Source organism: Pseudomonas rhizoryzae (assembly GCF_005250615.1).
GTDB classification, from domain to species: domain Bacteria; phylum Pseudomonadota; class Gammaproteobacteria; order Pseudomonadales; family Pseudomonadaceae; genus Chryseomonas; species Chryseomonas rhizoryzae.
Genome location: NZ_SULM01000006.1, coordinates 159,229 through 183,433, shown reverse-complemented (window position 1 = coordinate 183,433; position 24,205 = coordinate 159,229). Strand labels below are relative to the sequence as shown.

The following is a 24,205-nucleotide window of genomic DNA, read 5'->3' as shown; positions in this document are numbered from 1 at the left end:
AGAAATATCGCGTCATTCCGGAGATTGTCCATGCTTTCCGCGTCACCATCATCCCCGACCACCCTTTCGCCCCGGCAGGATGCCCTCCTGGGCGTGTTGCTGGTGCTGCTGGTCGGTCTCAACCTAAGGCCGATCCTCGCCGCCATTGGCCCACTGCTGGATGGCATCCAGGTAGCGACCGGACTGGATGGCAGCGCCGCTGGCGCGCTCACCACCCTGCCCATCGCCGCCATGGGCCTCTGTGCGCTGGGCGGGGCCCGGTTGCAGGCCTGGCTCGGCGAGCGCCGTGGCATCGCCCTTGGCCTGCTGCTGCTGGCGTTGGCCAATGCCGTGCGTTGGGACGAGCCGAGCGGGCTGGGGCTGATCCTCACCGCCGGCCTCGGTGGCGTCGGCATCGCCCTGGTGCAGGCGTTGATCCCGGCCTATATCCGCCGCTGCTATCCACAGCGCACCAGCACCCTGATGGGGCTCTATACCACCGGCATCATGGGCGGCGCCGCCGTGGCCGCCGCTACCGCGGCGCCCCTGGCCGAACAGCTGGGCTGGGCCCAGGGCCTGGCGCTCTGGACGCTGCCGGTGTTGCTGGCCCTGGTGACCTGGCTGGTCCTGGCTCGACCCGATGCGCCGGTATCCATCGCTGTTCCCCGCGCCCAGCCCTGGCGTTCACGGCAGGCCTGGGTGCTGCTGGCCTTCTTCGGCATCGGCACCTCCGCCTACACCCTGGTGCTGGCCTGGCTGCCGCCGTACTACACCGGCCTCGGTTGGCCACCAGTCGACAGCGGCCTGCTGCTGGGCGGCCTGAGTCTTGCCGAGGTCAGCGCCGGCCTCTTGCTCTCGGCGACCATCGCCCGACTGCACAATCGTCGTCCTTTGGTGTTGGGCGTGCTCGGCGTGGTGCTGGTGGGGCTGCTGGGCCTGGCGCTGGTACCGCTACAGTTGGCGCTACCCATCGCCCTCCTGCTCGGCCTGGGCATCGGCGCACTGTTTCCCCTGTCGCTGATCCTGGCGATGGATCAGGTCCGTGATCCGCGCGAGGCCGGCGCGTTACTGGGTTTCGTCCAGGGCGGCGGCTATCTGATCGCCAGCCTGGCGCCGCTGGCCGCCGGTATCCTGCGCGACCAGCTCGATAGCCTGGCCAACGCCTGGCTGTTGATGGCCCTGGGCTTGGTGCTGCTGATGGGCCTGGGGCTGCGCCTGACCCGGCCCGCTCGACCGCTGGTGGCGAGCGGCTACCAGCAGGCCTAGACCGCGCGCGGCAGGCGCAACTCCACCCGGAAACCACCCCGCGCTCTGTTGCTGAAGCTCAGGGCGCCGCCCAGACGGCGGGTGATGGTCTCGACGATGGCCAGACCCAGTCCGGCGCCCTGGGGATTGCCGGCGCTGTAGAAACGGTCGCACAGGCGGGCCAGCTCGGCTTCGTCCACCCCGGGGCCGCGATCTTCCACCCGCAGCAGCACTCCGTCGTCGAGACCGGCTTCGATGCCCACCTCCACCGCGCTGCCCGCCGGCGCGAACGCCAGGGCGTTGGCGACCAGGTTCTGCAGGGCGATGGCGATGGCGTCCGCATCGCCCAGTACCGGTTGCCCCGGCTGGGCCGCCAGCACCAATTCCACCTGACGATCCAGCGCCAGCGGCGTCAATTCCGCCAGTTCCTCGCGGACCAGCGGCTCCAGTTCCAGGGGCCGGAGCGGGGTGGCGCCCGGCTCCAGGCGCGCCAGGGTGAGCAATTGGCTGGCCAGCCGGGTCGCCCGACTCACGCCCTGGCGCAGGTAGCCGAGGGCTTCGTCGCGCTCGGCGGCGGTCTCGGCGCGCTGGGCGTTCTGCGCATGTAGGTCGAGGATCGCCAGGGGCGTGCGCAATTCGTGGGCGGCGTCGGCGATGAAGCGGCGCTCGCGGTCGAGCAGGGCGCGTAACTGGGCGAGCAGATGGTCGAGGGCGCCATGCATGGGTTGCAGCTCCGGTGGCAAGGGGCCGCTCGGTAGCGGCGCCAGGCTGTGCGGATCGCGCTCGCGCAGGCCACGGGCGAAGTCCCGCAACGGGCGCAGGCCCCAGCCGAGCAGCAACCAGAGCACCCCGACCAGCACCGGCAAGCCCACCAGGGTCGGCCAGAGGGTGTGGCTGACGATGCGCTGGATCAGGTCCTGGCGCAGGTCCTCGCGTTCGCCGACCCAGATGCGCAGGCCGCTGTCAGCGGTGCGGACCAGCATCCCGCACCATTCGCGGCCATTCTCGAACACCTCGTGCAAGCCCTCGGGCGGCACCTCGTTGAGCCGGGGCGCGCTGCCGGAGCGCACCAGTAACTGACCGTCGGCGCTCCAGATCTGGAAGGTCAGCTGGTTTTCATAGGGATGCGCCGCCACGCCGCCGGGGGCGGGTTGCATGGCGCGGTCGAACACCTGGGCCAGTTCCGGCCAGCGATCCGCCGCCGGGCTGCCGGCTTGCAGCAGGCTTTCCAGCAGCCGCGCGCCCTGGACCAGTTGGGCATCGTAGATGTCTTCGATCTCGCGATGACTGTCGCGCAGGGCCAGCAGGGCGAGGGCCAGACTGCCGGCCATCACCAGCGCCAGGGTAGGGGCGAGGATGCGGGTGCGTATGGCGATCATGGCTGACGCTCCAGGAGGTAGCCCACGCCGCGTACGGTGCGGATGAGACTGCTGTCGAGTTTCTTGCGCAGGTTGTGGATGAGCACTTCCAGGGTGTTGCCCGAGGCCGCTTCCTGCCAGCCGTAGAGGGCATTGCTCAACCGTTCGCGGGTGATGACGGCGCCGGGGCGCAACAGCAACAGATGCAGCAACTGATATTCCATGGGGGTCATGACCACCTCGGCGCCCCGGTAGCGCACCGCCTGGCTGGCCGGGTCGAGGCTGACGCCGGCATGCTCCAGCAGCGGCTGGGCGCGGCCGCAACTGCGGCGGATCAGGGCGCGGATGCGCGCCTTGAGTTCGTCCAGGTCGCAGGGTTTGACCAGGTAGTCGTCGGCGCCGGCATCCAGGCCCTGGATGCGGTCGGCCTTGGCATCGCGGGAGGTGAGCACCAGCACCGGCACCTGGCCTTCGGGCTGGCTGCGCAGCTGCTGCAGCAGCGCGAGGCCATCCAGGCGCGGCAGGCCCAGGTCCAGCAGCACCAGGTCGAAGCGTTCACAGCCCAGGGCGTGCTCGGCGGCCAGGCCGTCGGCCACCCAGTCCAGGGTGTAGCCCTCGCCACGCAAGGCCATGCGGATGCCCTGGGCGAGGGCGGTATCGTCTTCCACCAGCAGTACCCGCACGGCGTGCTCCTCCACAGGCTACAGCGTTAGCCGCTCATCATCGCCGCAGAGGGAGCGACGTGCTCTGGGACAACTGTTACCGGGCGTTGCGTCCTAAGATTGCATTAAGGTTCGGCGCCGAGTCTGGGCTTCCCCCACACAAGGAGCTCCAACATGCGCCGTCTGCTGATTCCCCTGTTGTTCGTGAGCCCGCTGGTCCTCGCGGCCGAACCCCAATGCACCAAGGCGGACAAGTCGACGTGGCAGAACGCCGATCAATTCCAGGCCAAGCTGCGCGAGCAGGGTTACGAGATCAAGAAATTCAAGATCACCAAGGGCAACTGCTACGAGATCTACGGCTTCGACAAGGACAAGCGCAAGGTCGAGATCTATCACGACCCGGTGAGCGGCAAGGCGGTCAAGACCGAGGTCGAGGGCTGATGAGCGCGGCGACCGTACGGCTCTGGGACCCCCTGGTGCGGCTGTTCCATCTGTCGGTCGCCGCTGCCTTCTTCGCCAACTACTTCTTCAACGAGAAGGGCGCCTTCTGGCACCGCTGGATCGGCTACTACGCCAGCGCCTGGCTCCTGGTGCGGCTGCTGTGGGGCTTCATCGGTCCACGCAGCGCGCGCTGGAGCGATTTCTGGCCGACCCGCGCTCGGCTCGAGGCCCATCTGAGCGCGCTCTGGCAGCGGCGGCCCTATCACCGCCTCGGTCATTCGCCGCTCGGCGCGCTGGTGATGCTGTTGATGATGGCCGCCATCGGTGCGCTCGGCGTGACCGGATTCCTCATGCGTGAAGTGGACGCCCTCTGGGGCGCCGACTGGCCGGAGGATCTGCACGCCCTGTTCGCCAACACCCTGCTGGCGCTGGTCTGCCTGCATGCCGTGGCGGCCGTGGTGGAAAGCCTGAGGGTGCGCGACAACCTGCCCCTGTCGATGCTGACCGGTCGCCGCCGCCCGCTCGACGACCAGTCCACGCCCGACTAGGCGCAGTGCGCGTCGAGGGTACCCGGCGGATCCACCTGCACCGTCACGTGTTGCAGGCCATGCTGGCTGCGCAGCAAATCGCCTACCAGCGTCGGCAGCCGCAGCGGATCGCTGCCCGGTGCCGGGGTGATGTGCAGGGTGGCGATGCGGGTTTCGTCGGTCAGCGTCCAGACGTGCAGATGGCCGACCTCGGCTACCTCGGGCAGGGCGCGGACCGCCGCCGTGGCGCCGGCCGTGTCGAATTCCCGGGGCGCGGCCTGCAGCAGCACCGCGGCAGCATCGCGTACCAGGCCCCAGGCCGATTTGACGATCAGCAAGGCGACCAGCAGCGATAGCGCCGGATCGAGCCAGTTCCAGCCGGTCCAGAGGATGCCCAGGGCGGCGAGGATGGCACCCACCGAGCCCAGCAGATCGCCGGCCACGTGCAGCAGGGCGCCGCGCAGGTTGCTGTCGTCCTTGTGCCCGCCATTGAGTACCAGGAAGCCGACGATATTGACCAACAGGCCGAGCACCGCCACTACCAGCATGGGCCCCGACAGTACCTCGGTCGGTTCGCGCAGCCGCGTGATCGCCTCCCAGCCGATCCACAGCACCAGCAGGAGCAGGGCGACGCCGTTGGTCAGCGCCGCCAGAATCCGCACCCGGTGGAAGCCATAGGTGAAGCGCGCGTTGGCCGCCTTGGCCGCGACACGGTAGGCCACCAGCGCCAGCAGCAGCGCCGCCGCATCCGAGACCATGTGGCCGGAATCGGCGATCAGCGCCAGCGAGCCGGCCCACCAGCCACCCAGGGCCTGGACGATGGCGTAAACCAAGGTCAGCCCGAACACCAGCTTGAGCTTGCGTTCGTTGGCCGCCGTCACCCGTGGGGCATGGGAGTGGCCATGGTCGTGTCCGTGGCCATGCTGATGATCGTGATCGTGATCGTGATCGTGATCGTGATCGTGGTGATGGGCGGAGCCACTCATCGATAGGGCCTCTCTGGACGAAAAGAATGAAACAGGCGGTAAGCCGCTCTTCTGATTAGGGTGAAGTCTGTAGTTACTTCAGGGTCAAGGGGCTGTCTTCCTCCGTAGACCAAACGGTCATCTGTAACTGCAGATTAGCCACTAAGACTGCATTAAGGTTCACCGCTCAGGGTGGCGGCTTCCCGTCGCTGGAGTCCGGTCATGTCCGCTCACCTTTGCCCCCGCACCCCTTCGCGCGGAGCCCACTGATGCTGCTGGCGCAGCTTTCCCGTCCGCGCGCCACGGGCTGGCGACCCTGGCGCAACCTGCTGGCGCTGGCCAGCCTGAGCTGTCTGCTCCTGCTGACCGACGACTTCCTGCAGCAACTCTTCACCCCGAACAACCGCGCCGAGCTAGAGGTGGGCTACGTCGCGGCGCTCTGGGTGTTCAGCCTGGCGCTCTGGCTATGCAACCTGCCGCGGCTGGCTGCGTCGATTCTGCTGCTGTTCGCCATGATGCAGCTCCTGCAGCTGGGCAACCTGAGCTTTTTCGGCGAGCCACTCAGCGCCATCGACATCCAGGCCTTGCTGGGCGATACCGCCGAGGTCCGCCAGACGCTGGCTGTCAGCCTGCCGCAGCACTGGCCCGTGCTGCTCTGCGTCGGGCTGCCCTATGGCCTGCTGATCGCCCTGCATCTCCGCTTGCCGGGACGGGTACCCTTGCCGGCCAGCCGGTGGGCGCTGTTGCTGATCGCTGCCGTGCTACTGTCCAAGCCCTATCGCGCCACCTACCGCAATCTCGATGCCTTCGTGCCCAGCCCGAGTCGCAGTGGCCTGCACAACAGCCTGAATGCCTTTTCCGCCTGGGCGGTACGCCTGGCCGGACGCGACGACGTCAGCCTGCCGCCGACGGCCTATGCGCCTTATGGACTGGTCCCGGTGCCCAGTACGGCGCGGCACGTCTGGCTGGTGGTGGCCGATTCGCTACGCAGCGACCGCCTGGGGGCCTTTGGCTATGAGCGTAATACCACCCCTAAGCTATCGGCCTACCTGCAAGGAAATCCGCAGACGCTGATCCGTCCCGGCGTGGCGGCGGGGGTGGCCACCGACGTGAGCCTGCCCTATCTGCTCAATCCGATCCGCGAGCCGGGCCAGGACCAGCGCCTGCGTACCGGTGACATCAACCTGTTCCGCTTCGCCCAGGCCGCGGGTTTTCGTACCCATTGGCTGTCGGCCCAGGAGTCCAAGCTGCTGGCGCACCTGGGCAGTCGCCACCTGGACGTCTCCATCACCCGCGAGGACCATCCGCTGCGCTTCCTGCAACGCCAGGATCGCGCCCTGCTGGAGATCCTCGACGAGCAGCGCTGGGCGGCGCGCAACTTCGTGGTGCTCAACCTGCGCACCGCGCACCTGCCCTATGCGCAGAACTACCGCCACGAAACCACCCCGCCGCCCTGGTCGGACGAGGGAGTGGAAGGTCAAGCCAACGCCTATGACAATTCGCTGCATTACCTGGATGGCCTGCTCGCCGAGATCCTCGCCGATTTCGACCGTCTGGAGGGCGAGCGCTACCTGATCATCACCGGCGATCATGGCCAGCGGCTGGGGGAGGGCGGCCACTGGGGCCACAACGATCTGGTGCCCGAGGTCAGCGACGTGCCAGTGATCGTGGTGGCGCGGGACGCCCCGGCCACTGCCCTGGCCAGTCTGCAGGGCGAGCGCTGGATCAGCCATTACGAAGCCGGTAGTTGGCTGGCGGAGCGCCTGGGTACCCGCATCGACAATCCCAATCGCCGTCCGGACGAGCATTTCGTCCACGGCAAGCTGCTGTTCAGCGACAACTTCGTGCAACGGGTCTGCGAGTCGCCCACCGGCCTGGTGCATCAGCCGCCGCAGCAACTGAGCACCTTACTGCTGGATACCCCGGAGAACCCCTGTGGCTAGCGCCGGCGGGGCATACTTCTAGAGTGCAGGCGCCGCTACACTGCCGGCGCCTTTTCCTTTCATCGCGCAAGGACTTTGCCATGCCCACCGCTTTTTCCGTTTCCCGCTATGCGCGCAGCGCACGGCTGCTGCATTGGCTCATGGCCCTGCTGGTGATCCTGGCCTATGTGCTGATCACCAATCGGGGCCAGTTCGAGCGCGGCTCGTTGGAACGCCAGTGGGTGGTGCTCAGTCATTTCTGGGTGGGCTTGCTGGTTCTGCTGCTGGTACTGCCGCGCCTCTGGGTGCGCCACCGGCATCCGGTGCCGCCGATCACCCCGCCGCTGGCCGCGAGCCTGGAGGCGGTCGGCCGGCTGACCCACTACGCCCTCTACGGCTTCCTGCTGGCCCAGCCGCTGCTCGGGCTGTTCACCGTCTGGCTGACCATCGGTGCGGTGAAGATTCCGTCCAGCACCTGGGCGCTACCGTCGCCCTTCGCCGTGAACCCGGAACTGGCCAAGTCGCTCAAGGGCGTGCACGTCTGGCTGGGCCAGGCCTTCTATTGGGTGATCGGCCTGCATGTGCTGGCCGCGCTGTGGCACCACCTGATCCGGCGCGACGACACCCTCAAACGCATGCTCTAGGTTCTGTACTAAAAGTCGCCGAGCGACGGTCAGGCGAGGCGAAAAGCGCTGAGGAAGCGGAGTTTACGAGCGGTAAATGAGCATTCCGAAGCGCTTTTCAACGAAGCATCACCGAGCGCAGGCATTTTTCGTACAGAACCTAGCGTGCAGAGGGGCGAGTGAGCCCCGCTACAACCACGGCGCCGTCAGGAGGCGACGGCCGCCAGGTGCTCGTGGAGGATGGCGATGCCGATCACGATCAGCACCACGCCGCCGAGCATTTCCGCGCGCTTGCCGACCAGATTGCCCATCACCCGCCCCAGCATCACGCCGGTGGTCACCATGACCATGGTGGCGAGACCGATGGCTAGGGCGGCGGTGACGATGTTGACGTCGATGAAGGCCAGGCCCACGCCCACGGCGAGGGCGTCGATGCTGGTGGCCACGGCGGTGAGGGCGAGCAGCAGGAAGGAGTGCTGGCGAGGTTTTTCTTCTTCGGCATCGGGCGCGCCGAAGCCGGCCCAGATCATGCGCAGGCCTAGAACGGTGAGCAGGGTGAAGGCGATCCAGTGATCCCAGGGTTGCACGTACTGGGCAGCGGTGAGGCCCACGGCCCAGCCGATCACCGGGGTGATGGCTTCGATTACACCAAAGATGGCGCCGGTGCGCAGGGCTTCGCGCAGGCAGGGCTTGTGCAGGCTGGCGCCCTTGCCGACGGCGGCGGCGAAGGCATCGGTGGACATGGCGAAGGCCAGGAACATCAGGGAAGCGGGATTCATCGTGACAGCGCCAACCGGGCTCGATCCATAAGACATCCCCGCACGCCCGGTATGGCACGGTGATGCCTCTGGTCTCGCCAACCCTGACTGGCTGTCCTGACCACGGCGGTTGCCGAGTATGTTGACCAGGACGCTTTCCGCCGCGGCGGAAGCAGGCTACTCCCCAAAGAGGCCGCCACCTTACCTAGCCGGATAGAGAAAGTCTATCTTGTAGATAGTTCTAATATATATAGCCTTGGCTAAATCTGCCGGCGGTACGCTTCGGCTCGGCAGTGACACCAGCCGCGCATACCGCATGGCGCCTCGTTTTACTGGCTGGCAAGGAGGTCGCGGCGGTCATTCTGGGGCGGGCAGGCGGCGGATGGGATGTCGCGCTTGAGTCGGTGGAAGTCGCCCGTAGAGCGGTCGTCGGAGAGGGCAATAACGGGCAGGGCCGACGGGCAGGAGCCTGGTCGTGATGAGCAGGTCACGATGATGGCGCTGTGCCGTCCTCGTTTCGCCATGGGCCTGACATTTAATTGTCACATTTCGGCAATAGCCTAGCGCCAGCCCTCACTAAGGTAATGGAGCAACCAATGAAACGCACGTTCAGCCTCTCCCTGTTGTTGTCGGCCTTTTGCCTGAGCACCGCCGCTCACGCCGTGGATATCACGGGCGCAGGGTCGAGCTTCGTGTACCCGGTCCTGTCGAAGTGGTCGCAGACCTTCAGCGAGAAGACCGGTAACCGCGTCAACTACCAGTCCATCGGTTCCGGCGGCGGCATCGCCCAGATCAAGGCGGCCACCGTGGACTTCGGCGCCACCGACGCCCCCATGAGCACCGAAGACCTGCAGAAGGGCGGCCTCGGCCAGTTCCCGACCATCATCGGCGGTATCGTGCCGGTGGTGAACGTGGATGGCGTCGAACCCGGCAAGCTGAAGCTGGACGGCCCGCTGCTGGCCAAGATCTTCATGGGTGAGGTCAAGACCTGGAACGACCCGGCCATCGCCGCGCTGAACCCCGGCATGAAGCTGCCCGACACTGCCATCACCGTGGTCCGTCGTTCGGACGGCTCGGGCACCTCCTACAACTTCACCAACTACCTGTCCAAGGTCAGCCCGGAGTGGAAGGAGAAGTTCAACTTCGGCACCACCGTCAACTGGCCGGTCGGTGTGGGTGGCAAGGGTAACGAGGGTATCGCCGCCTACGTGAAGCAGATCAAGGGCTCCATCGGCTACGTCGAGTACGCCTATGCGCTGACCAACAAGATGGCCCACGTGGAGCTGAAGAACGCTGCCGGCAAGTTCGTCGAGCCCGACTCGAAGAGCTTCCAGGCCGCTGCCGCCACCGCCGATTGGAAGAACGCCAAGGACTTCAACCTGCTGATGACCAACGCTCCGGGCGCCGATGCCTGGCCGATCACCGCCACCACCTGGATCGTGATGTACAAGGATCCGAAGAACGAAGAGCGCAGCAAGGTCGCCTTCGAGTTCTTCAAGTGGGCGCTGGATCATGGCCAGAAAGAAGCCGAGGCGCTGGACTACGTGCCGGTTCCCGAGACCCTGGTCAAGCAGATCGAAGGCTACTGGGCTAGCGATTTCAAGAAGTAAGCAAGACCGCCTGCCGTCCGGGATCCCTCAGGGGCCCTGGGCGGCTTCGCGCATCCCGATCTGCTGACCGGAAATCACCATGACCGATCAAACCCTTCCCCTTTCGGCCGCTCAGGAAGAGCGTATCCGCCGGGATACTCGCGCGGACACCTGGTTCCGGCGCCTGCTGTTCTCCGCCGCACTGCTGGTTCTGTTGGTGCTGGTCGGGGCAGCCCTGTCCACCCTCTGGGGCGGTCGCCAGGCCTTCATGACCTTTGGCCTGAGTTTCCTGACCTCCACCGAGTGGGACGTCGGGGCCGAGAAATTCGGCGCCCTGGTGCCCATCTACGGCACCCTGATGACCTCGCTGATCGCCCTGGTGCTGGCCGTGCCCACCAGCTTCGGCATCGCCCTGTTCCTGTCTGAGATCGCGCCGCTGTGGCTGCGCGGCCCGGTGGCCACCGCAGTCGAACTGCTGGCCGGTATCCCCTCGATCATCTACGGCATGTGGGGCCTGTTCGTCTTCGGTCCTTTCATGGCCGCGCACATCTCGCCCTTCATCAACGACTACCTGGGTGCCATCCCGATCATCGGCGCCCTGTTCCAGGGACCGCCACTGGGGATCGGCATGCTCACCGCCGGTATCATCCTGGCGATCATGATCCTGCCCTTCATCACCTCGGTGATGTACGAGGTGTTCCGCAGCGTGCCGCCCCAGCTCAAGGAATCGGCCTATGCGCTGGGCTCCACCACCTGGGAAGTCTGCTGGGACATCGTGCTGCCCTACACCCGCTCGGCGGTGGTCGGTGGTGCCTTCCTCGGCCTGGGCCGCGCCCTCGGCGAGACCATGGCGGTGACCTTCGTGTTGGGCAACGCCCATCAGTTCTCGGTATCGCTGATGATGCCGAGCAGCTCCATCGCCTCGGTGATCGCCAACGAATTCAACGAGGCCTACACCGACCTGCACCGCTCCGCGCTGCTGGCCCTGGGCTTCCTGCTCTTCGTGGTGACTTTCATCGTGCTGCTGGCGGCCCGTCTGATGTTGACCCAGCTGTCGCGCAAGGCAGGTAACTGATGCAAATCGACGCCTATCTCTACCGCAAGCGCCGGATCAAGAACGGCATCGCGCTGATCTTCGGTAGCGCCGCCGCCGTGCTGGGCCTGAGCTTTCTGGCCTGGATCCTCGGCACCACCCTGCTCAAGGGCATGACCGCCCTCAGCCCGAGCATCTTCGTGGAAATGACGCCGCCGCCCGGTGCCACTGGTGGTGGCCTGGCCAATGCCCTGTTCGGTAGCGTGCTGATCACCCTGCTGGGCACTGCCATCGGCGCGCCCATCGGCATCCTGGCCGGTCTCTGGCTGGCGGAATATGCCCGCCATTCCAAGCTCGGCCTGGTGGTGCGCTTCGTCAACGACATCCTGCTGTCGGCGCCCTCCATCGTCATCGGCCTGTTCATCTACACCGTGGTGGTGATGCAGCTGAGCCAGCTCACCGGCGGCAGCGTGGGTTTCTCCGGCCTGGCCGGGTCCCTGGCGCTGGCCATGCTGGTGGTGCCGGTGGTGACCCGCACCACCGACGAGATGATGCAGCTCCAGCCCTCGGCCATGCGCGAGGCGGCGCTGGCGTTGGGCATCCCGCAGTGGAAAGTGACCCTGCAGATCCTGCTGCGCGCCTCCCGCGCGGGCGTGGTCACCGGGGTACTGCTGGCCATCGCGCGGATCACCGGCGAGACCGCGCCGCTGCTGTTCACCGCGTTTGGCAACCAATACTGGAACGCCGACCTGCTGCAGCCCATGGCTACCGTCCCCGTGACCATCTTCCAGTTCGCCATGAGTCCGTTCGAGAACTGGCAGCAACTGGCCTGGGCCGGCGCCCTGCTGTTGACGTTGTTCGTGCTGTTCCTGAACCTCTCCTCTCGCTTCTACTTTCGCAACCGGGATTCCAAGTGACTACCATGCAGACGCAGATACCGGAACTGCAGGCGCGCGACGTCGGCTTCCGCTACAAGGGCCACCAGGCGCTCAAGTCGATCAACCTGGACATCGCGGCCAAGCAGATCACCGCCATCATCGGCCCGTCCGGGTGCGGCAAGTCCACGCTGCTGCGCATCTTCAACCGCATCTACTCCGAATATCCGGGGCTGGAAGCGACCGGCGAGATCCTCATGGACGGGGAGAACATCCTCGATCCCAAGTACTCGCTGAGCCGTCTGCGCAGCACCATCGGCATGGTGTTCCAGAAGCCGGTGCCGTTCCCCATGTCCATCGCCGACAACGTCGCCTATGGCATTCGCCACCACGAGCGGTTGTCACGGGTGGAATTGCAGGATCGCGTCGAGCAGGCCCTGCGCGGCGCGGCGCTGTGGGATGAGGTCAAGGACAAGCTGAACCAGAGCGCCCTGGGCCTCTCCGGTGGTCAGCAGCAGCGCCTGTGCATCGCCCGCACCATCGCCCTGCGGCCGCGGGTGTTGCTGCTGGACGAACCCACCTCGGCCCTGGACCCGATTTCCACCGCGCGCATCGAGCAACTGCTGGCCGAGCTCAAGCAGGAGTTCACCGTGGTGATCGTTACCCACAACATGCAGCAGGCGGCGCGCTGTTCCGACGTCACCGCCTTCATGTACCTGGGTGAGCTGATCGAAATGGACAAGACCGACAAGATCTTCACCAAGCCGGACAAGAAGCAGACCGAGGACTACATCACCGGTCGCTTCGGCTGAAGCCTTGCCAGTTCGTACTTGAAGGCCACTCCTGGGAGTGGCCTTTTTCATGGGCCCGGATTGTTGGGCTTCGCTGCGCTCAACCCAACCTACGCGGGAGCTGCTTGGCTAAAGGGTTGGGGCGAGGGGTATGGAGGGCAGGAGCCGCTTCGCCCCCTCTCGCTTTGGGAGAGGGCCGGGGTGAGGGGTATGGAAGTTGGGGTATCCCTCTCCCTGACGCGCCACCCTGGTCTCCACCAACTTGCCGTCGACGAACCTGAGCTGGCGCGTGGCGCCGTGCTCTGGGCCATGGGTGCGAAGCTGGGGCTCGACGCACCCAACTTGGGTACGCCATCGTCGCGCAGCGCCGGCGGGGCTACCTTGCGCTCAGCTCGGAAAGCCTCGGCTCAGATAGCGCGAACCGGCCAGGCCGAAGCGCCAGGGCACCTCGCGGGCGCGGGTGATACCGATACGCGGGCCCTGGACCACGGCCATGGGCTCGACCGCCGGTGTCAATTGAAAGGGCGGTCCAGCCAGCGGTAGACCGTCGTGGCTGCCGTCGATGCCCAGCGCCTGGCAGACCCGGCCCGGACCGGCGCAGAGCAGTCGATCGGCCAACCCGCCGCGTCGCTCGCGCATGAGTTCCAGCCCCCAACGCGGCTCCAGGGCGCGAATCAAGACCCCGGCGCCATGACCAGGCTCGCGACAGACCAGGTTGAAGCACCAGTGGATGCCGTAGGAGCGATAGACATAGGCATGCCCGGGCGGGCCGAACATGGCCTTGTTGCGTGGAGTCGGGCCGGAAAAGCTGTGGGAGGCCGGGTCTTCGCCGTCGTAGGCTTCCGTCTCGACGATCACGCCGCCCACCCCCGCGACTAGCAGGGTGGCGCCGATCAGTTGCCGAGCGACTTCCTCCACCGGATGACTGAAATCCAACTCCATCACACCCCGGACTCCGGCGTTTCCAGGATCAGCGCGGCGTGCACCAGGGCCAGGTGGCTCAGGCCCTGGGGGAAATTACCCAGGGCCGCGCCGTCGCGCGGATCGCGCATCTCGGTCATCAGCCCGACGCCGTTGAGGCTGGCGGCCAGCACCTCGCGCATCAATGCGCGCGCCTGCTCCACCTCGCCCAGTACCGCATAAGCCTCGACCATCCAGTAGGAGCAGGCGAGGAAGGCGCCTTCTTCGCGCTCGGCGCCGCTGTAGCGATAGACCAGCGGGCCCCGGGCCAACTCGCGGCGAATGGCGGCCAGGGTGCTGACCGCGCGTGTACCGCCGTCGAAGCCGAAGCGGATGCCCAGTAGCAGGCCGGCATCCAGGCGCTCGGTGCCGGCATAGAAGGTGTAGGCCTGTTGGCGTTCGCTCCAGCAGTGTTCGTTGACCCAGTCGCGGATACGGTCGCGCTCCCGTTGCCAGCGACCGCACAGGGCATCGGGGATATGGCCCTCGCGGGCCAGGGTCACGGCGCGATCCAGGGCGAACCAGCAACCCAGCTTGGAGAGGGTGTAGTGGCGCTCCTCGGGCAGCTCCCACATGCCGGCATCCGGCTGGCGCCAACTGTCGGCGCAGAGATTGGCCAGGTCGGTGAGCAGGCTGGCGGTGGCGAAATCCAGTATGTGGCCCTTGCTCGCATAGAGGCGGAAGGTCTCCAGCAGATCGCCATAGAGACTCAGCTGGCACTGGGCGCTGGCGCGATTGCCGACGCGCACCGGCTGGGAGTCGCGATAGCCGGGAACCGGGATGGTGCGTTCCGCGGGCGCCAGTGCGCCTTCCAGGGTGAAGCAGGTGTGCAGGCGGTTGCCATGGCGGCGGATGACGTTCTGGATCTAGGCCAGGGCCGCCTGGGCCTCGCCCAGCGCGCCCAGGTAGAGGAAGGCCTTGATGGTGAAGACCGCATCGCGCACCCAGGCATAGCGATATTCGTAGTTCTTGTCGCCGCCGATCCGCTCCGGCAGCGAGGTGGTGGCCGCGGCGACGATGGCACCGGTGGGGGAGTAGAGCAGCAGCTTGAGCGCCAGGGCCGAACGCTTCACCTCGCTGAGGAATTCACCCCGATAGGCAAAGCCTTGGGCCCACTCTCGCCAGGCCTGGTCGCTGCGGTCGATGCGCTGATCGACTTCTTCCAGCGTCGGCACGATCAGGGGTTCGTTCTCGGTGGCGGTCAGGGCCAGCACGCTGCGTTGGCCAGCCTCCAATACCAGGCGCGCCACCAGCCGGCGGTCGTCGCGCTGGAGGATTTCCAGGCGCTCGCAATAGCGCAGGGTGGCCATGACGCCATCGACATGCATGACCTCGCCATTGGGGGTACTGCGCATCCAGGGCGAGACGGTCTGGCCCTGGGTGCCGGGTACCAGTTCGATACGCAATTCGACCCGTCCAGAGACTCCTTCAATCCGGCGGCCCAGTTCGCACCAGGGCAGGCGCCCGGCCGAGCCGCTGTTGAGCGATTCGGTCAGGCGCACACTGCCTTCGGCGGTGTGGAAGCATGTCTCCAGCACGTTGCTGTCTTCACGATAGGCCCGCTCGACGCGATAGTCGGCCACTGGGGCAATGGCGAAGAAACCGCCGTCCGGGGCATCCAGCAGGCGGTCGAACAGCGGGGCGGAATCCATGTTGGGCACGCACCACCAGTCCAGCGAGCCGTCCGTTGCCACCAGGGCCACCGAGCGGCCGTCGGAGAGGGCGGCATAGCCCGCCAGGGGCGCATAGCCGTCCTGGCGCGCCGGGTCGAAAGCCGCCATGGCCCTTAGCCCATGCCTCCGGTAGCGCCATAGACCTCACCGGTCACATAGCTGGATTCCTGGGAGGCCAGCAGCACATAGAGGGGTGCCAGTTCCGCCGGCTGCCCCGGGCGCTTGAACACCGTCTCGCCGCCGAAGCTGGGGATCTTCTCCTGGGGCTGGCCACCGCTGGGTTGCAGCGGGGTCCAGAAGGGGCCGGGGGCCACCGCATTCACCCGGATACCCTTGGCGGCGACCTGCTTGGCCAGGGCCTTGGTGAAGTTGGTGATGGCTGCCTTGGTGGCGGCGTAGTCCAGTAGGAACTCGGAGGGCTGGGTGGCCTGGATCGAGGTGGTGTTGATGATGGTGGCGCCGGCCGGCAGGTGCGGCAGCGCCGCCTTACACAGCCAGAACAGCGCATAGACGTTGGTCTTGAAGGTGGCGTCGAACTGCTCGGTGGTCAGCTCGGCGATGTCCGGCACGGCGGTCTGCTTGCCGGCCACGTTGACCAGGATATCGAGGCCACCGAGGGCGTCCTTGGCCTTACTCACCAACTGGTTGCAGAAGGCCTCGTCCTTCAGGTCACCGGGTAGGCAAAAGGCCTGGCGACCCTCGGCTTCCACCAGCTTGACCACTTCCTGGGCGTCGGCTTCCTCCTCGGGCAGGTAGTTGAGCACCAGGTCGGCACCCTCGCGGGCATAGGCGATGGCGGTCGCCCGACCGATGCCCGAATCCGCCCCGGTGATCAGCGCCTTGCGCCCCGCCAACCGGCCAAATCCCTGGTAGCTGGTCTCGCCATGATCGGGACGCGGTTGCATGACCTGAGCCAGGCCAGGCGCTTCCTGGGACTGCTTGGGGAATTCCGGCTGGGGATACTGGGTGAGGGGGTTCTGCATGGCGTACTGGTTGTCGCGGGACATGACATCTCCTGAAAAGCGCAAGAAAGGCGCCGGATGGCGACCTTTTCGATGACGTTCAGGAAAATGGAAAGCCGCAGGCCGGGCGAGGTTCCCGTCTGTTGTCGGAAGACGTATGAGGTCTGTAGCTTTGGCTACGGGCGTCGCTTTTTCGATTGCAGCAGGGTAGCCAGCGCCAAGCGTCTTGGACGCTGGTGAAAACACCAGTCAGGAGTTGGCTGGATAGCCTTCAGCTCGGCAGCTCGGCAGCTCGGCAGCTCGGCACTCAGGGATCGAGCGGCTCCAGGCGCAGTGCTATACCGGTACGTTGCAGGGTGAGGATGTCCGCCTCGCGGCAGCCGATCAGGTCGCCCTCGGACGTACGCAACTGGTCGTCTTCCAGCTGGGCATAGGACGTGGGTTGGGTGCCATCGCCTGCGACCATGATGTACAGCTGGCCTCCGAGCAATTGACCGGCCAGTCGACCATCATCCAGGCCGATCAGGCGATAACTGCGGCGAGCATCGTAGGTGAAGCGCATGGGAGCATCCAATCGGGTGTTTCAGCTCAGAGCCGCTCTAGTCCAGGATGTTCAATCCCTGCTGAGCGCGTTCCGTTCGTTGAACGTCACCGCTGCGCTTGAAGCCTGCCGCTCTCTCGTGCGAGGGCAGGCTGACCGCTGGTCGGAAGGATGCCGAGGCTTGCCTCAGTAACGGAATTGCGCCACCAGACCCTGGAAGGAAGTCGCCAGACGTGACAGCTCCTGGCTGGAGGCCGCGGTCTGCTGGGCGCCGGTAGCGGTCTGGGTGGACAGATCCTGGATGTTCACCAGATTGCGGTCCACCTCGCGGGCCACCTGGGCCTGCTCCTCGGCGGCACTGGCGATCACCAGGTTGCGCTCCTCGATACGGGCCACTCCGGCGGTGATGCGCTCCAGCGCCTCGCCGGCACGATTGGCGCGCTGTTGGGTGTCGTCGGCCAGGGTCTGGCTCTTGTGCATGGCGCTCACTGCCTCTTCGGCACTGCCGCGCACGGCGCTCATCATGCGTTCGATCTCGCCAGTGGAGCCCTGGGTACGATGGGCCAGGGCGCGGACCTCGTCCGCTACCACGGCGAAGCCACGGCCCTGCTCGCCGGCGCGGGCGGCCTCGATGGCGGCGTTGAGCGCCAAGAGGTTGGTCTGCTCGGCGATGCCGCGGATCACTTCCAGCACCTGGCCGATCTCGCGGACCTGGCCTTCCAGGGTCTGCACCTTGTGGGTGGAATCGGTGATCTCGGTGGTCATCACCGCCATGGCCTGGGCCGCTTGCTGCACCTGCTCGCGTCCGAGTTGGGCCTCGCGGCTGGTCTCCTGGGAGGCGGTCGAGGTGGAGGCGGCGTTGCGGGCCACCTCTTCCACGGCGGCGGTCATCTGGTTGACTGCCGTGGCGGCCTGCTGCACTTCATCGTGCTGACGAACCTGGCCGCGCGAGGTTTCCTCGGTGACCGCATGCAATTCCTCGGCGGCCGCGGCGAGTTGGCTGGCGGCGCTGGCCATCTGCTGCACGGTGTCCTTCAGGCTACGCTGCATACCGCCCAGGGCCTGCAGCAGCTGACCGGCTTCGTCCCGGCGGGTGCTCTGGATGGTCTGGGTCAGATCGCCCTGGGCGACGCGCTCGGCGCTGGTCACGGCCTGGCGAATCGGGGTGACGATCAGGCGAGTGATGACGATGCCCAGTACCAGGGCGCAGACCACGGCCAGTACCAGTCCGCCCCCCAGCAACCAGAAAGCCTGGTTGAAGGTGGCGTGGGCGGCGGCGCCGGACTCGTTGCCCTGGCGCTTGTTGGACTCCACCATGATCTTGAAGGAGGCCATGGTCTTGCGATAAAGCGGTTGCACCTGATCGTTCAGGAGTTGATAGGCAGCGCTGGGGTCCTTGGCGGCCAGCCGCGCCAGCACGCTGTCGACACCCGCGAGATAGGCTTTCCAATCCCGTTCGAAGTCATCCCCGGCCGCCTTTTCATCGGCTTCCAGCGGCGTGGCGCGATAGTCCGCGAAGGGCTTCTCGGCTTCGGCTTGATTGGCGCGCAGCGAATCGAGAATACGTCCCTGGTCAGCCTGGGGCGCATTGGCATAGGCCATGGACACCAGCCGGAACAGGTCGCGGTTGTGGCCGATCACGTTGCTCTTGGAGTCGTTGAGCTGGGTAATGGAGCGCAGATTGTTGTTCAGCACCGAGTCCAGCAGCGCGTTGAGGCTGTGGAGCCCACTCATGCCGGCTGCACCTATGCCGAGGGTGATGAGGGTGCAAAGGCCGAAGGCGATGGCGAGTTTCTTCGCCAGCGCCAGATTGTTGAACCAGACCATTGAATGTTCCTTTCAGCGAAGAAGAGGCCAGCCACAGTGCGCCGGATGTCTTCGCTATCGGCATCAATAGAATGACCTTTAATCGGTTCATTCAGGCGATATTGCTGGCAATTTGCCAGTTCAGCGGCGTCCATAGAGATAATCAAGCAGATGATTGGCTGCAAGGGCAGCGTCCAAGGTGGCCAGCTCGGGACGCTCCTGGCCAAGTAACTGATCGAATACCGCCTGGGCGCCCTGGGGCACCCCAGGATCGACGCCTTCGCTCAGGAGTTGGCGGTTGCCTTGGGCATCGTGCAGCAGTAGTTGCCCGGCGGAGAGCTCCAGGGTTCCCGAGCTGCCATCCAGGCGGATGGCCAGACGCGGGCCGCGCAAGATGGCGCTGGCGCGCAGGTGGATGGGCAGGGCGCCCGCGTGCAGCAGGGCTTCGCCACCGTGATCCAGCGGCCAACGAGGGTCGCGCTCCAGACGGCAATGCTCAACCGTCAACGGCTGGTCGGTGAGCCAGGCGCTGAAGTCGAGCAGATGAACCGCCAGATCGCCAAAGGCGCCGTAGCCCATGCGCGCCTCGTCCAGATGCGCCGGCCACTCGCTCAGCCAACCCTCCAACAGTCCCGGATGGCCCGCGGTCAGCGACAGATGCGAGAGGCTGCCAATGGCGCCATCCCGCGCCAGCTGGCGCAGCTGCTGCAAGGCCGGGTCGGTACGCAGGTAGAAGCCGCTGAAGAAGGAGCGTCCGGCGAGTCGCTCGGCCAGGGCGGTGGCCCGCTCGGCCGAGACGGCCAGCGGCTTTTCCACGAACAGATGACGGGCGCGGGGCAACAGGGCCGCCACCGCGGCTTCATGGTCGTCGATGGCGGTGGTGACGAAGGCCAGGTCCACCGCGGGCAGCTGCCGGAAGTCGTCCAGCACAGACAGGCTATGGGGCGCGGCAAGGCGTTGCGCCCGGGCTAGATCGCGCTCGCTGGCTACCGCAACCACCCGTACCCGCGGGTCGGCCAGGCTGGTGTCCAGGTAATCCTGGGCATGGATCTGTTCGCAACCGACGATGGCGACGCTGAGCATGAAAAGGGGTCCTTTAACGGTCTCTCTACCGTTATGGACCCCTCAGGCACCGCTAAGCTTCCCCGCTCAGGCCGGCTGGTAGGCCTTGCCGAAGCGGTTGGCCAGGAAGGCGTCCATGTCCACCTGCTCCTGGGCGATGAAGCCGCGCTGCGGCAGCTTGCCTTCGCGGAACAGGTCCAGGGCGGTGCAGATGCCGGCGGCGGTGGTGATCTGGATGGCGCTGGTCAGCCGGCCGTCGCGCTCGGCGGCGAAGATCTTGCGGCTGAAGACGTCCTGCACCAGCTTGCCATCGCGCATCCCGCTGACGGTGACGAACACCAGCACCACGTCCTGCATGGTGGTGGGCACGGCGCCGCGCAGGATGCCCTTGAGTTGCTCCTGGTCACCGGCCAGGCGCAGGTCTTCCAGCAGGAACTTCATCAGGTCGCGGTGACCGGGGTAGCGCACGGTCTTGTAGTCGAGGGTTTCCACCTGGCCCTGCAAGGTCTCGCAGAGGGTGCCCAGGCCGCCCGAGGTGTTGAAGGCCTCGTATTCCACGCCGTCCAGGGAAAAGTGCTCCAGGCCCTCCAGCGGCTGCACTAGTTGCAGCTCGCCGTTGCGCACCGCTTCGCAGGGGTGGCAGTACTCGTTGACCAGGCCGTCGACGCTCCAGGTCAGGTTGTACTTCAGGGCATTGGTGGGGAATTCCGGCAGGGCGCCGACGCGCATCTTCACTTCGCGCACGCTGTCGAAGCGCTTGGCCAGCGAATGGGCGGCGATGCCGATGAAACCCGGCGCCAGGCCACACTGGGGCATGAAGGCGTTGCTCGCGCCCTCGGCCAGCTGGCGAATGGTCTTGGTCGCCTTCACGTCTTCGGTCAGGTCGAAGTAGTGGGTATTGGTAGCCTTGGCCGCCTGGGCCACGGGGATCGCCAGGTGATAGGGCAGGGCGTTGAGCACCACGTCCTGATCGTCCAGGGCGGCGGTCAGGGCGGCGGCGTCGGCCGTATCCAGGGTGCGGGTCCGTACACCCAGGGCCGCGATGGCGGCCAGGGCCCGCTCGTCACGATCCGCCACCGTCACCTGATAGTCGCCACTGGCATGCAGCAGTTGGGAAATGGTGTAGCCGATGTGGCCGGCGCCGAGCAGGGTGACTTTCATGGCGGATCCTCCGTGGTTGAGGGCTCCAGCTTAAAAAGCGGCGCTGCCAGATGTGAGCGTCAGAGCGTCGAATCGTCGTGCTTTATTTGACGAAACGGCGGGATATTCGTCGTTTCGACGAGGCCGCTCTACAGGCTATCGATATCTCCGTAGGTTGGGTTGAGACGGCTCTATCGTCGAAGCCCAACATGGCCAGCCCTGAGACGATGTTAGGCTTCGCTGCGCTCAACCCAACCTACGGCGGCTCGCAGGAGCGGTCGCTACAGCGCACCGGCATGGCCGCGACTAGCGTTGTATAGGGTCGGCACCTCGGCTAATCACCACGGCTACAATCACTACCTACCCTGGCACCACCCGCAACACTTGGCCTTCCTCACCGTCGGTGAGCAACCAGAGCGTGCCGTCCGGTCCGCTGCGGACATCGCGCAGGCGCTGGTCCAGTTCCTGGAACAACAGCTCCTGCTGGCCGGGCTTGCCGTCCACCAGTGGTATCCGCCGCACCGATTTCTCCCTTAGCGCCGCGACGAACAGGCTGCCGCGCCAGGCGGGAAAGCCCGTGCCGTCGTACCAGGTCAGGCCGGCCGGGGCGATGGAGGGTGTCCACTCCAGCAGGGGCGGGGTGATCCCCGGCAGCTCGCGAAAGGGCGTGATGCGGGCGCCGGTATAGTCCACGCCACCGGTGGTCAGCGGCCAGCCGTAGTTGGCGCCGGCGCGGATCAGATTCAGCTCGTCGCCGCCCTTGGAGCCGTGTTCGTGCTGGTACAGCGCCTGGCGCTCGGCCACCCAGACCAGGCCTTGGGGATTGCGATGGCCGAGGCTGTAGATCTCCGGCAAGGCGCCGGGGCGATCGGCGAAGGGATTGTCCGCCGGCACGTCACCGTCGCGGGTAATGCGCACGATCTTGCCCAGATGGGTATCCAGTCGCTGGGCGTCGGTCCGTTCGACGTTGCCATCGCCCAGGGTGATAGCCAGCGTGCCGTCGCCCAGCAGCGCCATGCGCGCGCCAAAGTGCTGGCCGAAGGGTTTGGCCGGTTGGCTGGTGAACAGGGTTTGAACGTCTTGCAGGCGCCCGCCGTCCAGCCGGGCGCGCACCACCTGCAAATGATTGGCCTCGCGCGTGCCTGACGCGTAGGAGAGATAGAGCAGCTGGTTGTTCGCAAAGTCCGGGTCCGGCAACACCTCGAACAGCCCGGCCTGGCCTTCGCTGTACAGCGCGGGTAGTCCGCTCACGGCTTCGGCTTGCAGCGAGAGCCGGCCTTGGTCATCCGGCACCAGCACCCGCAAGCGGCCAACGCCCTCGGTCACCAGTGCCCGGCCATCGGGCAGGAAGGCCAGCGACCAGGGCCGCGCGAGCCCGGTCGCCACCGTCTCGATCCGGTAGGCCGGCGCGGCCTTGGTCAGCGGAACGCCGAGCACAATCATTAGCAACACAAACCAGGCCCAGCCTCTGGAAGCTTCGGATAACGGCCGAGGTCTACCGCAGGCATTCGCTGTCGCGACCATCATCACCTCTCTTCGAGACGTCCGCTCATGTCCAAACCGCTCTGGCGCGCCTTGCTCAGACCCCGCACGCTGCTGGCCTTCGCCGCCGCCCTGCTGCTGGCCACCGCCTGGGGCAGCCTGGTGCAGACCCAATACAACCTGGCCGCGCTGCAGGGGCTTGGGCTGCCCATAGACGCCGCCACCCGTTGGCAGACCTCACTACAGGACCTGCTGGGCTTCGGACCCGTCTACGCCGCCATCGTGCTCGCCGCTTGGTTACCAGCCTTTGCCGTCGCCTTCTGGCTCGGTCGGCGCAAGGGGGCTTACCGCGCCTGTCTGCTGCCGCTGGCCACCAGCGTCAGCCTGATCGCCGCCATCCGTGTGATCGATGCCTTCGCCCCCATGCCGGTGCTCATCTACGCCACCCGCACCCTGGATGGCCTGCTGGCGATGGCCGTGGGCGGGCTGGTGGGCGGTCTACTGTTCATCTGGCTGACCCGGCCGGTGTTCTACGTTAGGGGAGGCTGATCTCAGGACGAGCTCAGCTTCATCAACACCAGCCCGCTGACGATCAAGGCCGCGGCCAGGATCCGCAGCGGACTCGCCGCCTCGCCCAGCACCAGGATGCCCACCACGAAGGCGCCCACCGCGCCGATGCCGGTCCAGATCGTATAGGCGGTGCCCAGCGGCAGGCTGCGCATGGAGATCGACAGCAGCGCCACGCTCGCCACCATGGCGACCAGGGTGATCACCGTCGGGGTGAGGCGCGAGAAACCCGCGGACTGCTTCATAGAGAATGCCCAGACCACCTCGAGCAATCCCGCACACACCAGATAGATCCAAGCCACGGACGGCCTCCTGTGACACCGGGCCGTCCCGGAACGCTGCCCACCGATTTAGGGGGCGTCCCCAGGGCTAGAAGAGAAGGGCGGCAAGACCTCACCGCCGGATCGGCGGCGCTATCCTAAACGGTCGCGCCCGGGCCTTTCGACCCGTAGGGCTTGTCGCTCACCTAATGCGGCTTGCAAATCTGCTCGGCGATCCCATCGAACTCCCGATCAAAACTGGCCCGCTCGGCCGCGCTCAGGAAGCCCTGCTGCTTGACGAAGTCGTCGCTCCGCTGCCGCACCTGGGCGATGCGCTCGCTGAACTGGTTCGCCTGCTGCTGACTGATCCGCCGAGCGATCCGCGCCGTGCTCACATCCGCCTGCAGCACATTGGCACGCATGGAAATATGCGCCTGCAGCGGATCGGTGATCGAGCCACTCAGCTCACCCGGTAGCGCGCGTTGCTGCGCCAGATCGCAACTGGGCAGGCCAAGGTCAGCGGGTCGACCCTGCTGCAGGGTGCAGGCACCCAGGGCCAGGGGAAGGAACAGGAAGGGAATCAGCGACCTCATCTTGGCCTCGTCGGCAGGTAAGACGTGCTTGAGAGCTCGCTCGCAGCGCTTGGTTCAGCCGGCAGGAAACAACAAAGCCCGCTCGATGGCGGGCTTTGGCGGCGTTCACGCGACTGCAACGGCAGTGAACTGAAGATGGCGCACTCGGCGGGATTCGAACCCACGACCCCTGCCTTCGGAGGGCAGTACTCTATCCAGCTGAGCTACGAGTGCAGCGATTCGGTGACGCTGAATCGGTCGCCATCATACTCACCTTGCCTCCGACCGTCCATGCCCGGATGCACGATGTTGTTGATTTTGAACGACTGTTTCATCGGCTTGGGCAGGGGCTGCGTAAACGGCAGCAAGGTCGATGAGAAAACGGCTCGTTCGCTCTTGCGCAGGGGTTCAA

23 protein-coding genes, 1 tRNA gene and 1 pseudogene are annotated in these 24,205 nt (G+C 66.2%); 10 read left to right on the top strand and 15 right to left on the bottom strand.

Annotated features, from left to right (window positions below; genetic code table 11):
* The first annotated feature begins 30 nt into the window (after positions 1-30).
* Positions 31-1,245, top strand: a complete 1,215-nt coding sequence (locus FAZ11_RS11485) for an MFS transporter (protein ID WP_240043550.1) — start codon at positions 31-33, stop codon at positions 1,243-1,245.
* On the opposite strand, the gene FAZ11_RS11480 is transcribed toward FAZ11_RS11485, so the two are convergent.
* The gene (locus FAZ11_RS11480) at positions 1,242-2,603 is read right to left on the bottom strand and encodes an ATP-binding protein (protein ID WP_058779465.1); all 1,362 of its coding nucleotides are present in this window, start codon (positions 2,601-2,603) and stop codon (positions 1,242-1,244) included. The genes FAZ11_RS11485 and FAZ11_RS11480 overlap by 4 nt on opposite strands.
* Positions 2,600-3,265, bottom strand: coding sequence for a response regulator (locus FAZ11_RS11475; RefSeq protein ID WP_058767351.1), 666 nt, complete (start codon positions 3,263-3,265; stop codon positions 2,600-2,602). The genes FAZ11_RS11480 and FAZ11_RS11475 overlap by 4 nt, the downstream gene beginning before the upstream one ends.
* 153 nt (positions 3,266-3,418) lie before the next feature.
* Between FAZ11_RS11475 and FAZ11_RS11470 the strand changes: the two genes are divergently transcribed.
* The gene (locus FAZ11_RS11470) at positions 3,419-3,685 is read left to right on the top strand and encodes a PepSY domain-containing protein (RefSeq protein ID WP_058764827.1); all 267 of its coding nucleotides are present in this window, start codon (positions 3,419-3,421) and stop codon (positions 3,683-3,685) included.
* Positions 3,685-4,233: a cytochrome b/b6 domain-containing protein gene (locus FAZ11_RS11465; protein ID WP_058767352.1), complete on the top strand. Its 549-nt coding sequence runs from the start codon at positions 3,685-3,687 to the stop codon at positions 4,231-4,233. The genes FAZ11_RS11470 and FAZ11_RS11465 overlap by 1 nt, the downstream gene beginning before the upstream one ends.
* Here FAZ11_RS11465 and FAZ11_RS11460 read toward each other — a convergent pair.
* On the bottom strand, positions 4,230-5,198 hold the full coding sequence (locus tag FAZ11_RS11460; RefSeq protein ID WP_058789146.1) for a cation diffusion facilitator family transporter: 969 nt from the start codon (positions 5,196-5,198) through the stop codon (positions 4,230-4,232). The genes FAZ11_RS11465 and FAZ11_RS11460 overlap by 4 nt on opposite strands.
* 248 nt (positions 5,199-5,446) lie before the next feature.
* Here FAZ11_RS11460 and FAZ11_RS11455 point away from each other — a divergent pair, with 248 nt between their 5' ends.
* Entirely contained in the window at positions 5,447-7,120 is a 1,674-nt protein-coding gene (locus FAZ11_RS11455; protein WP_058779463.1) for a phosphoethanolamine transferase, read from the top strand.
* Positions 7,121-7,200: 80 nt separating this feature from the next.
* Complete coding sequence (locus FAZ11_RS11450; RefSeq protein ID WP_058772382.1) at positions 7,201-7,743, top strand: cytochrome b; 543 nt, start codon at positions 7,201-7,203, stop codon at positions 7,741-7,743.
* Between the two features lie 185 nt (positions 7,744-7,928).
* Here FAZ11_RS11450 and mntP read toward each other — a convergent pair whose 3' ends face one another.
* Positions 7,929-8,501, bottom strand: coding sequence for a manganese efflux pump MntP (gene mntP, locus FAZ11_RS11445; RefSeq protein ID WP_058764835.1), 573 nt, complete (start codon positions 8,499-8,501; stop codon positions 7,929-7,931).
* Positions 8,502-9,064: 563 nt separating this feature from the next.
* Between mntP and pstS the strand changes: the two genes are divergently transcribed.
* The 4 genes from pstS to pstB all read left to right on the top strand — a co-directional run bounded on the left by pstS (position 9,065) and on the right by pstB (position 12,789).
* Positions 9,065-10,090 carry a phosphate ABC transporter substrate-binding protein PstS gene (gene pstS, locus FAZ11_RS11440; protein ID WP_074528555.1) on the top strand — a complete coding sequence of 342 codons (1,026 nt, stop codon included), beginning with the start codon at positions 9,065-9,067 and terminating at the stop codon, positions 10,088-10,090.
* Between the two features lie 79 nt (positions 10,091-10,169).
* Positions 10,170-11,144, top strand: coding sequence for a phosphate ABC transporter permease subunit PstC (gene pstC, locus FAZ11_RS11435; RefSeq protein ID WP_058764839.1), 975 nt, complete (start codon positions 10,170-10,172; stop codon positions 11,142-11,144).
* Entirely contained in the window at positions 11,144-12,019 is an 876-nt protein-coding gene (pstA, locus tag FAZ11_RS11430) for a phosphate ABC transporter permease PstA (RefSeq protein ID WP_058764841.1), read from the top strand. The genes pstC and pstA overlap by 1 nt, the downstream gene beginning before the upstream one ends.
* A 5-nt stretch (positions 12,020-12,024) precedes the next feature.
* On the top strand, positions 12,025-12,789 hold the full coding sequence (gene pstB / locus FAZ11_RS11425; protein ID WP_058764843.1) for a phosphate ABC transporter ATP-binding protein PstB: 765 nt from the start codon (positions 12,025-12,027) through the stop codon (positions 12,787-12,789).
* A gap of 366 nt (positions 12,790-13,155) precedes the next feature.
* Here pstB and FAZ11_RS11420 read toward each other — a convergent pair whose 3' ends face one another.
* The 8 genes and pseudogenes from FAZ11_RS11420 to FAZ11_RS11385 form a co-directional block, all read right to left on the bottom strand.
* Positions 13,156-13,710 (bottom strand): DNA-3-methyladenine glycosylase, encoded by a 555-nt coding sequence (locus tag FAZ11_RS11420; RefSeq protein WP_058772383.1) that lies wholly within the window; start codon positions 13,708-13,710, stop codon positions 13,156-13,158.
* Positions 13,710-15,509, bottom strand: a pseudogene (locus FAZ11_RS11415) (glycoside hydrolase family 15 protein). The gene FAZ11_RS11420 and the pseudogene FAZ11_RS11415 overlap by 1 nt, the downstream one beginning before the upstream one ends.
* Before the next feature lie 5 nt (positions 15,510-15,514).
* Positions 15,515-16,408 carry an SDR family oxidoreductase gene (locus FAZ11_RS11410; RefSeq protein WP_058764851.1) on the bottom strand — a complete coding sequence of 298 codons (894 nt, stop codon included), beginning with the start codon at positions 16,406-16,408 and terminating at the stop codon, positions 15,515-15,517.
* 262 nt (positions 16,409-16,670) lie between these two features.
* On the bottom strand, positions 16,671-16,925 hold the full coding sequence (locus FAZ11_RS11405; RefSeq protein WP_058764853.1) for a hypothetical protein: 255 nt from the start codon (positions 16,923-16,925) through the stop codon (positions 16,671-16,673).
* Positions 16,926-17,090: 165 nt separating this feature from the next.
* Positions 17,091-18,731 (bottom strand): methyl-accepting chemotaxis protein, encoded by a 1,641-nt coding sequence (locus FAZ11_RS11400; RefSeq protein ID WP_058772384.1) that lies wholly within the window; start codon positions 18,729-18,731, stop codon positions 17,091-17,093.
* 120 nt (positions 18,732-18,851) lie between these two features.
* On the bottom strand, positions 18,852-19,793 hold the full coding sequence (locus FAZ11_RS11395; protein WP_058772385.1) for a Gfo/Idh/MocA family protein: 942 nt from the start codon (positions 19,791-19,793) through the stop codon (positions 18,852-18,854).
* Positions 19,794-19,859: 66 nt separating this feature from the next.
* Positions 19,860-20,933, bottom strand: coding sequence for a saccharopine dehydrogenase family protein (locus tag FAZ11_RS11390; RefSeq protein ID WP_058772386.1), 1,074 nt, complete (start codon positions 20,931-20,933; stop codon positions 19,860-19,862).
* A 339-nt stretch (positions 20,934-21,272) separates the two neighbouring features.
* Positions 21,273-22,355, bottom strand: a complete 1,083-nt coding sequence (locus FAZ11_RS11385) for a PQQ-dependent sugar dehydrogenase (protein ID WP_058772388.1) — start codon at positions 22,353-22,355, stop codon at positions 21,273-21,275.
* Between the two features lie 108 nt (positions 22,356-22,463).
* Between FAZ11_RS11385 and FAZ11_RS11380 the strand changes: the two genes are divergently transcribed.
* Positions 22,464-22,943, top strand: coding sequence for a hypothetical protein (locus tag FAZ11_RS11380; RefSeq protein ID WP_058772389.1), 480 nt, complete (start codon positions 22,464-22,466; stop codon positions 22,941-22,943).
* Positions 22,944-22,945: 2 nt separating this feature from the next.
* Here the strand turns inward: FAZ11_RS11380 and sugE are convergent, their stop codons facing one another.
* The 3 genes from sugE to FAZ11_RS11365 form a co-directional block, all read right to left on the bottom strand.
* Entirely contained in the window at positions 22,946-23,263 is a 318-nt protein-coding gene (gene sugE / locus FAZ11_RS11375) for a quaternary ammonium compound efflux SMR transporter SugE (protein WP_058764866.1), read from the bottom strand.
* 164 nt (positions 23,264-23,427) lie between these two features.
* Positions 23,428-23,814: a hypothetical protein gene (locus FAZ11_RS11370; protein ID WP_058772390.1), complete on the bottom strand. Its 387-nt coding sequence runs from the start codon at positions 23,812-23,814 to the stop codon at positions 23,428-23,430.
* A 136-nt stretch (positions 23,815-23,950) separates the two neighbouring features.
* Positions 23,951-24,027 (bottom strand) — tRNA-Arg (locus FAZ11_RS11365).
* Positions 24,028-24,205: the final 178 nt, after the last annotated feature.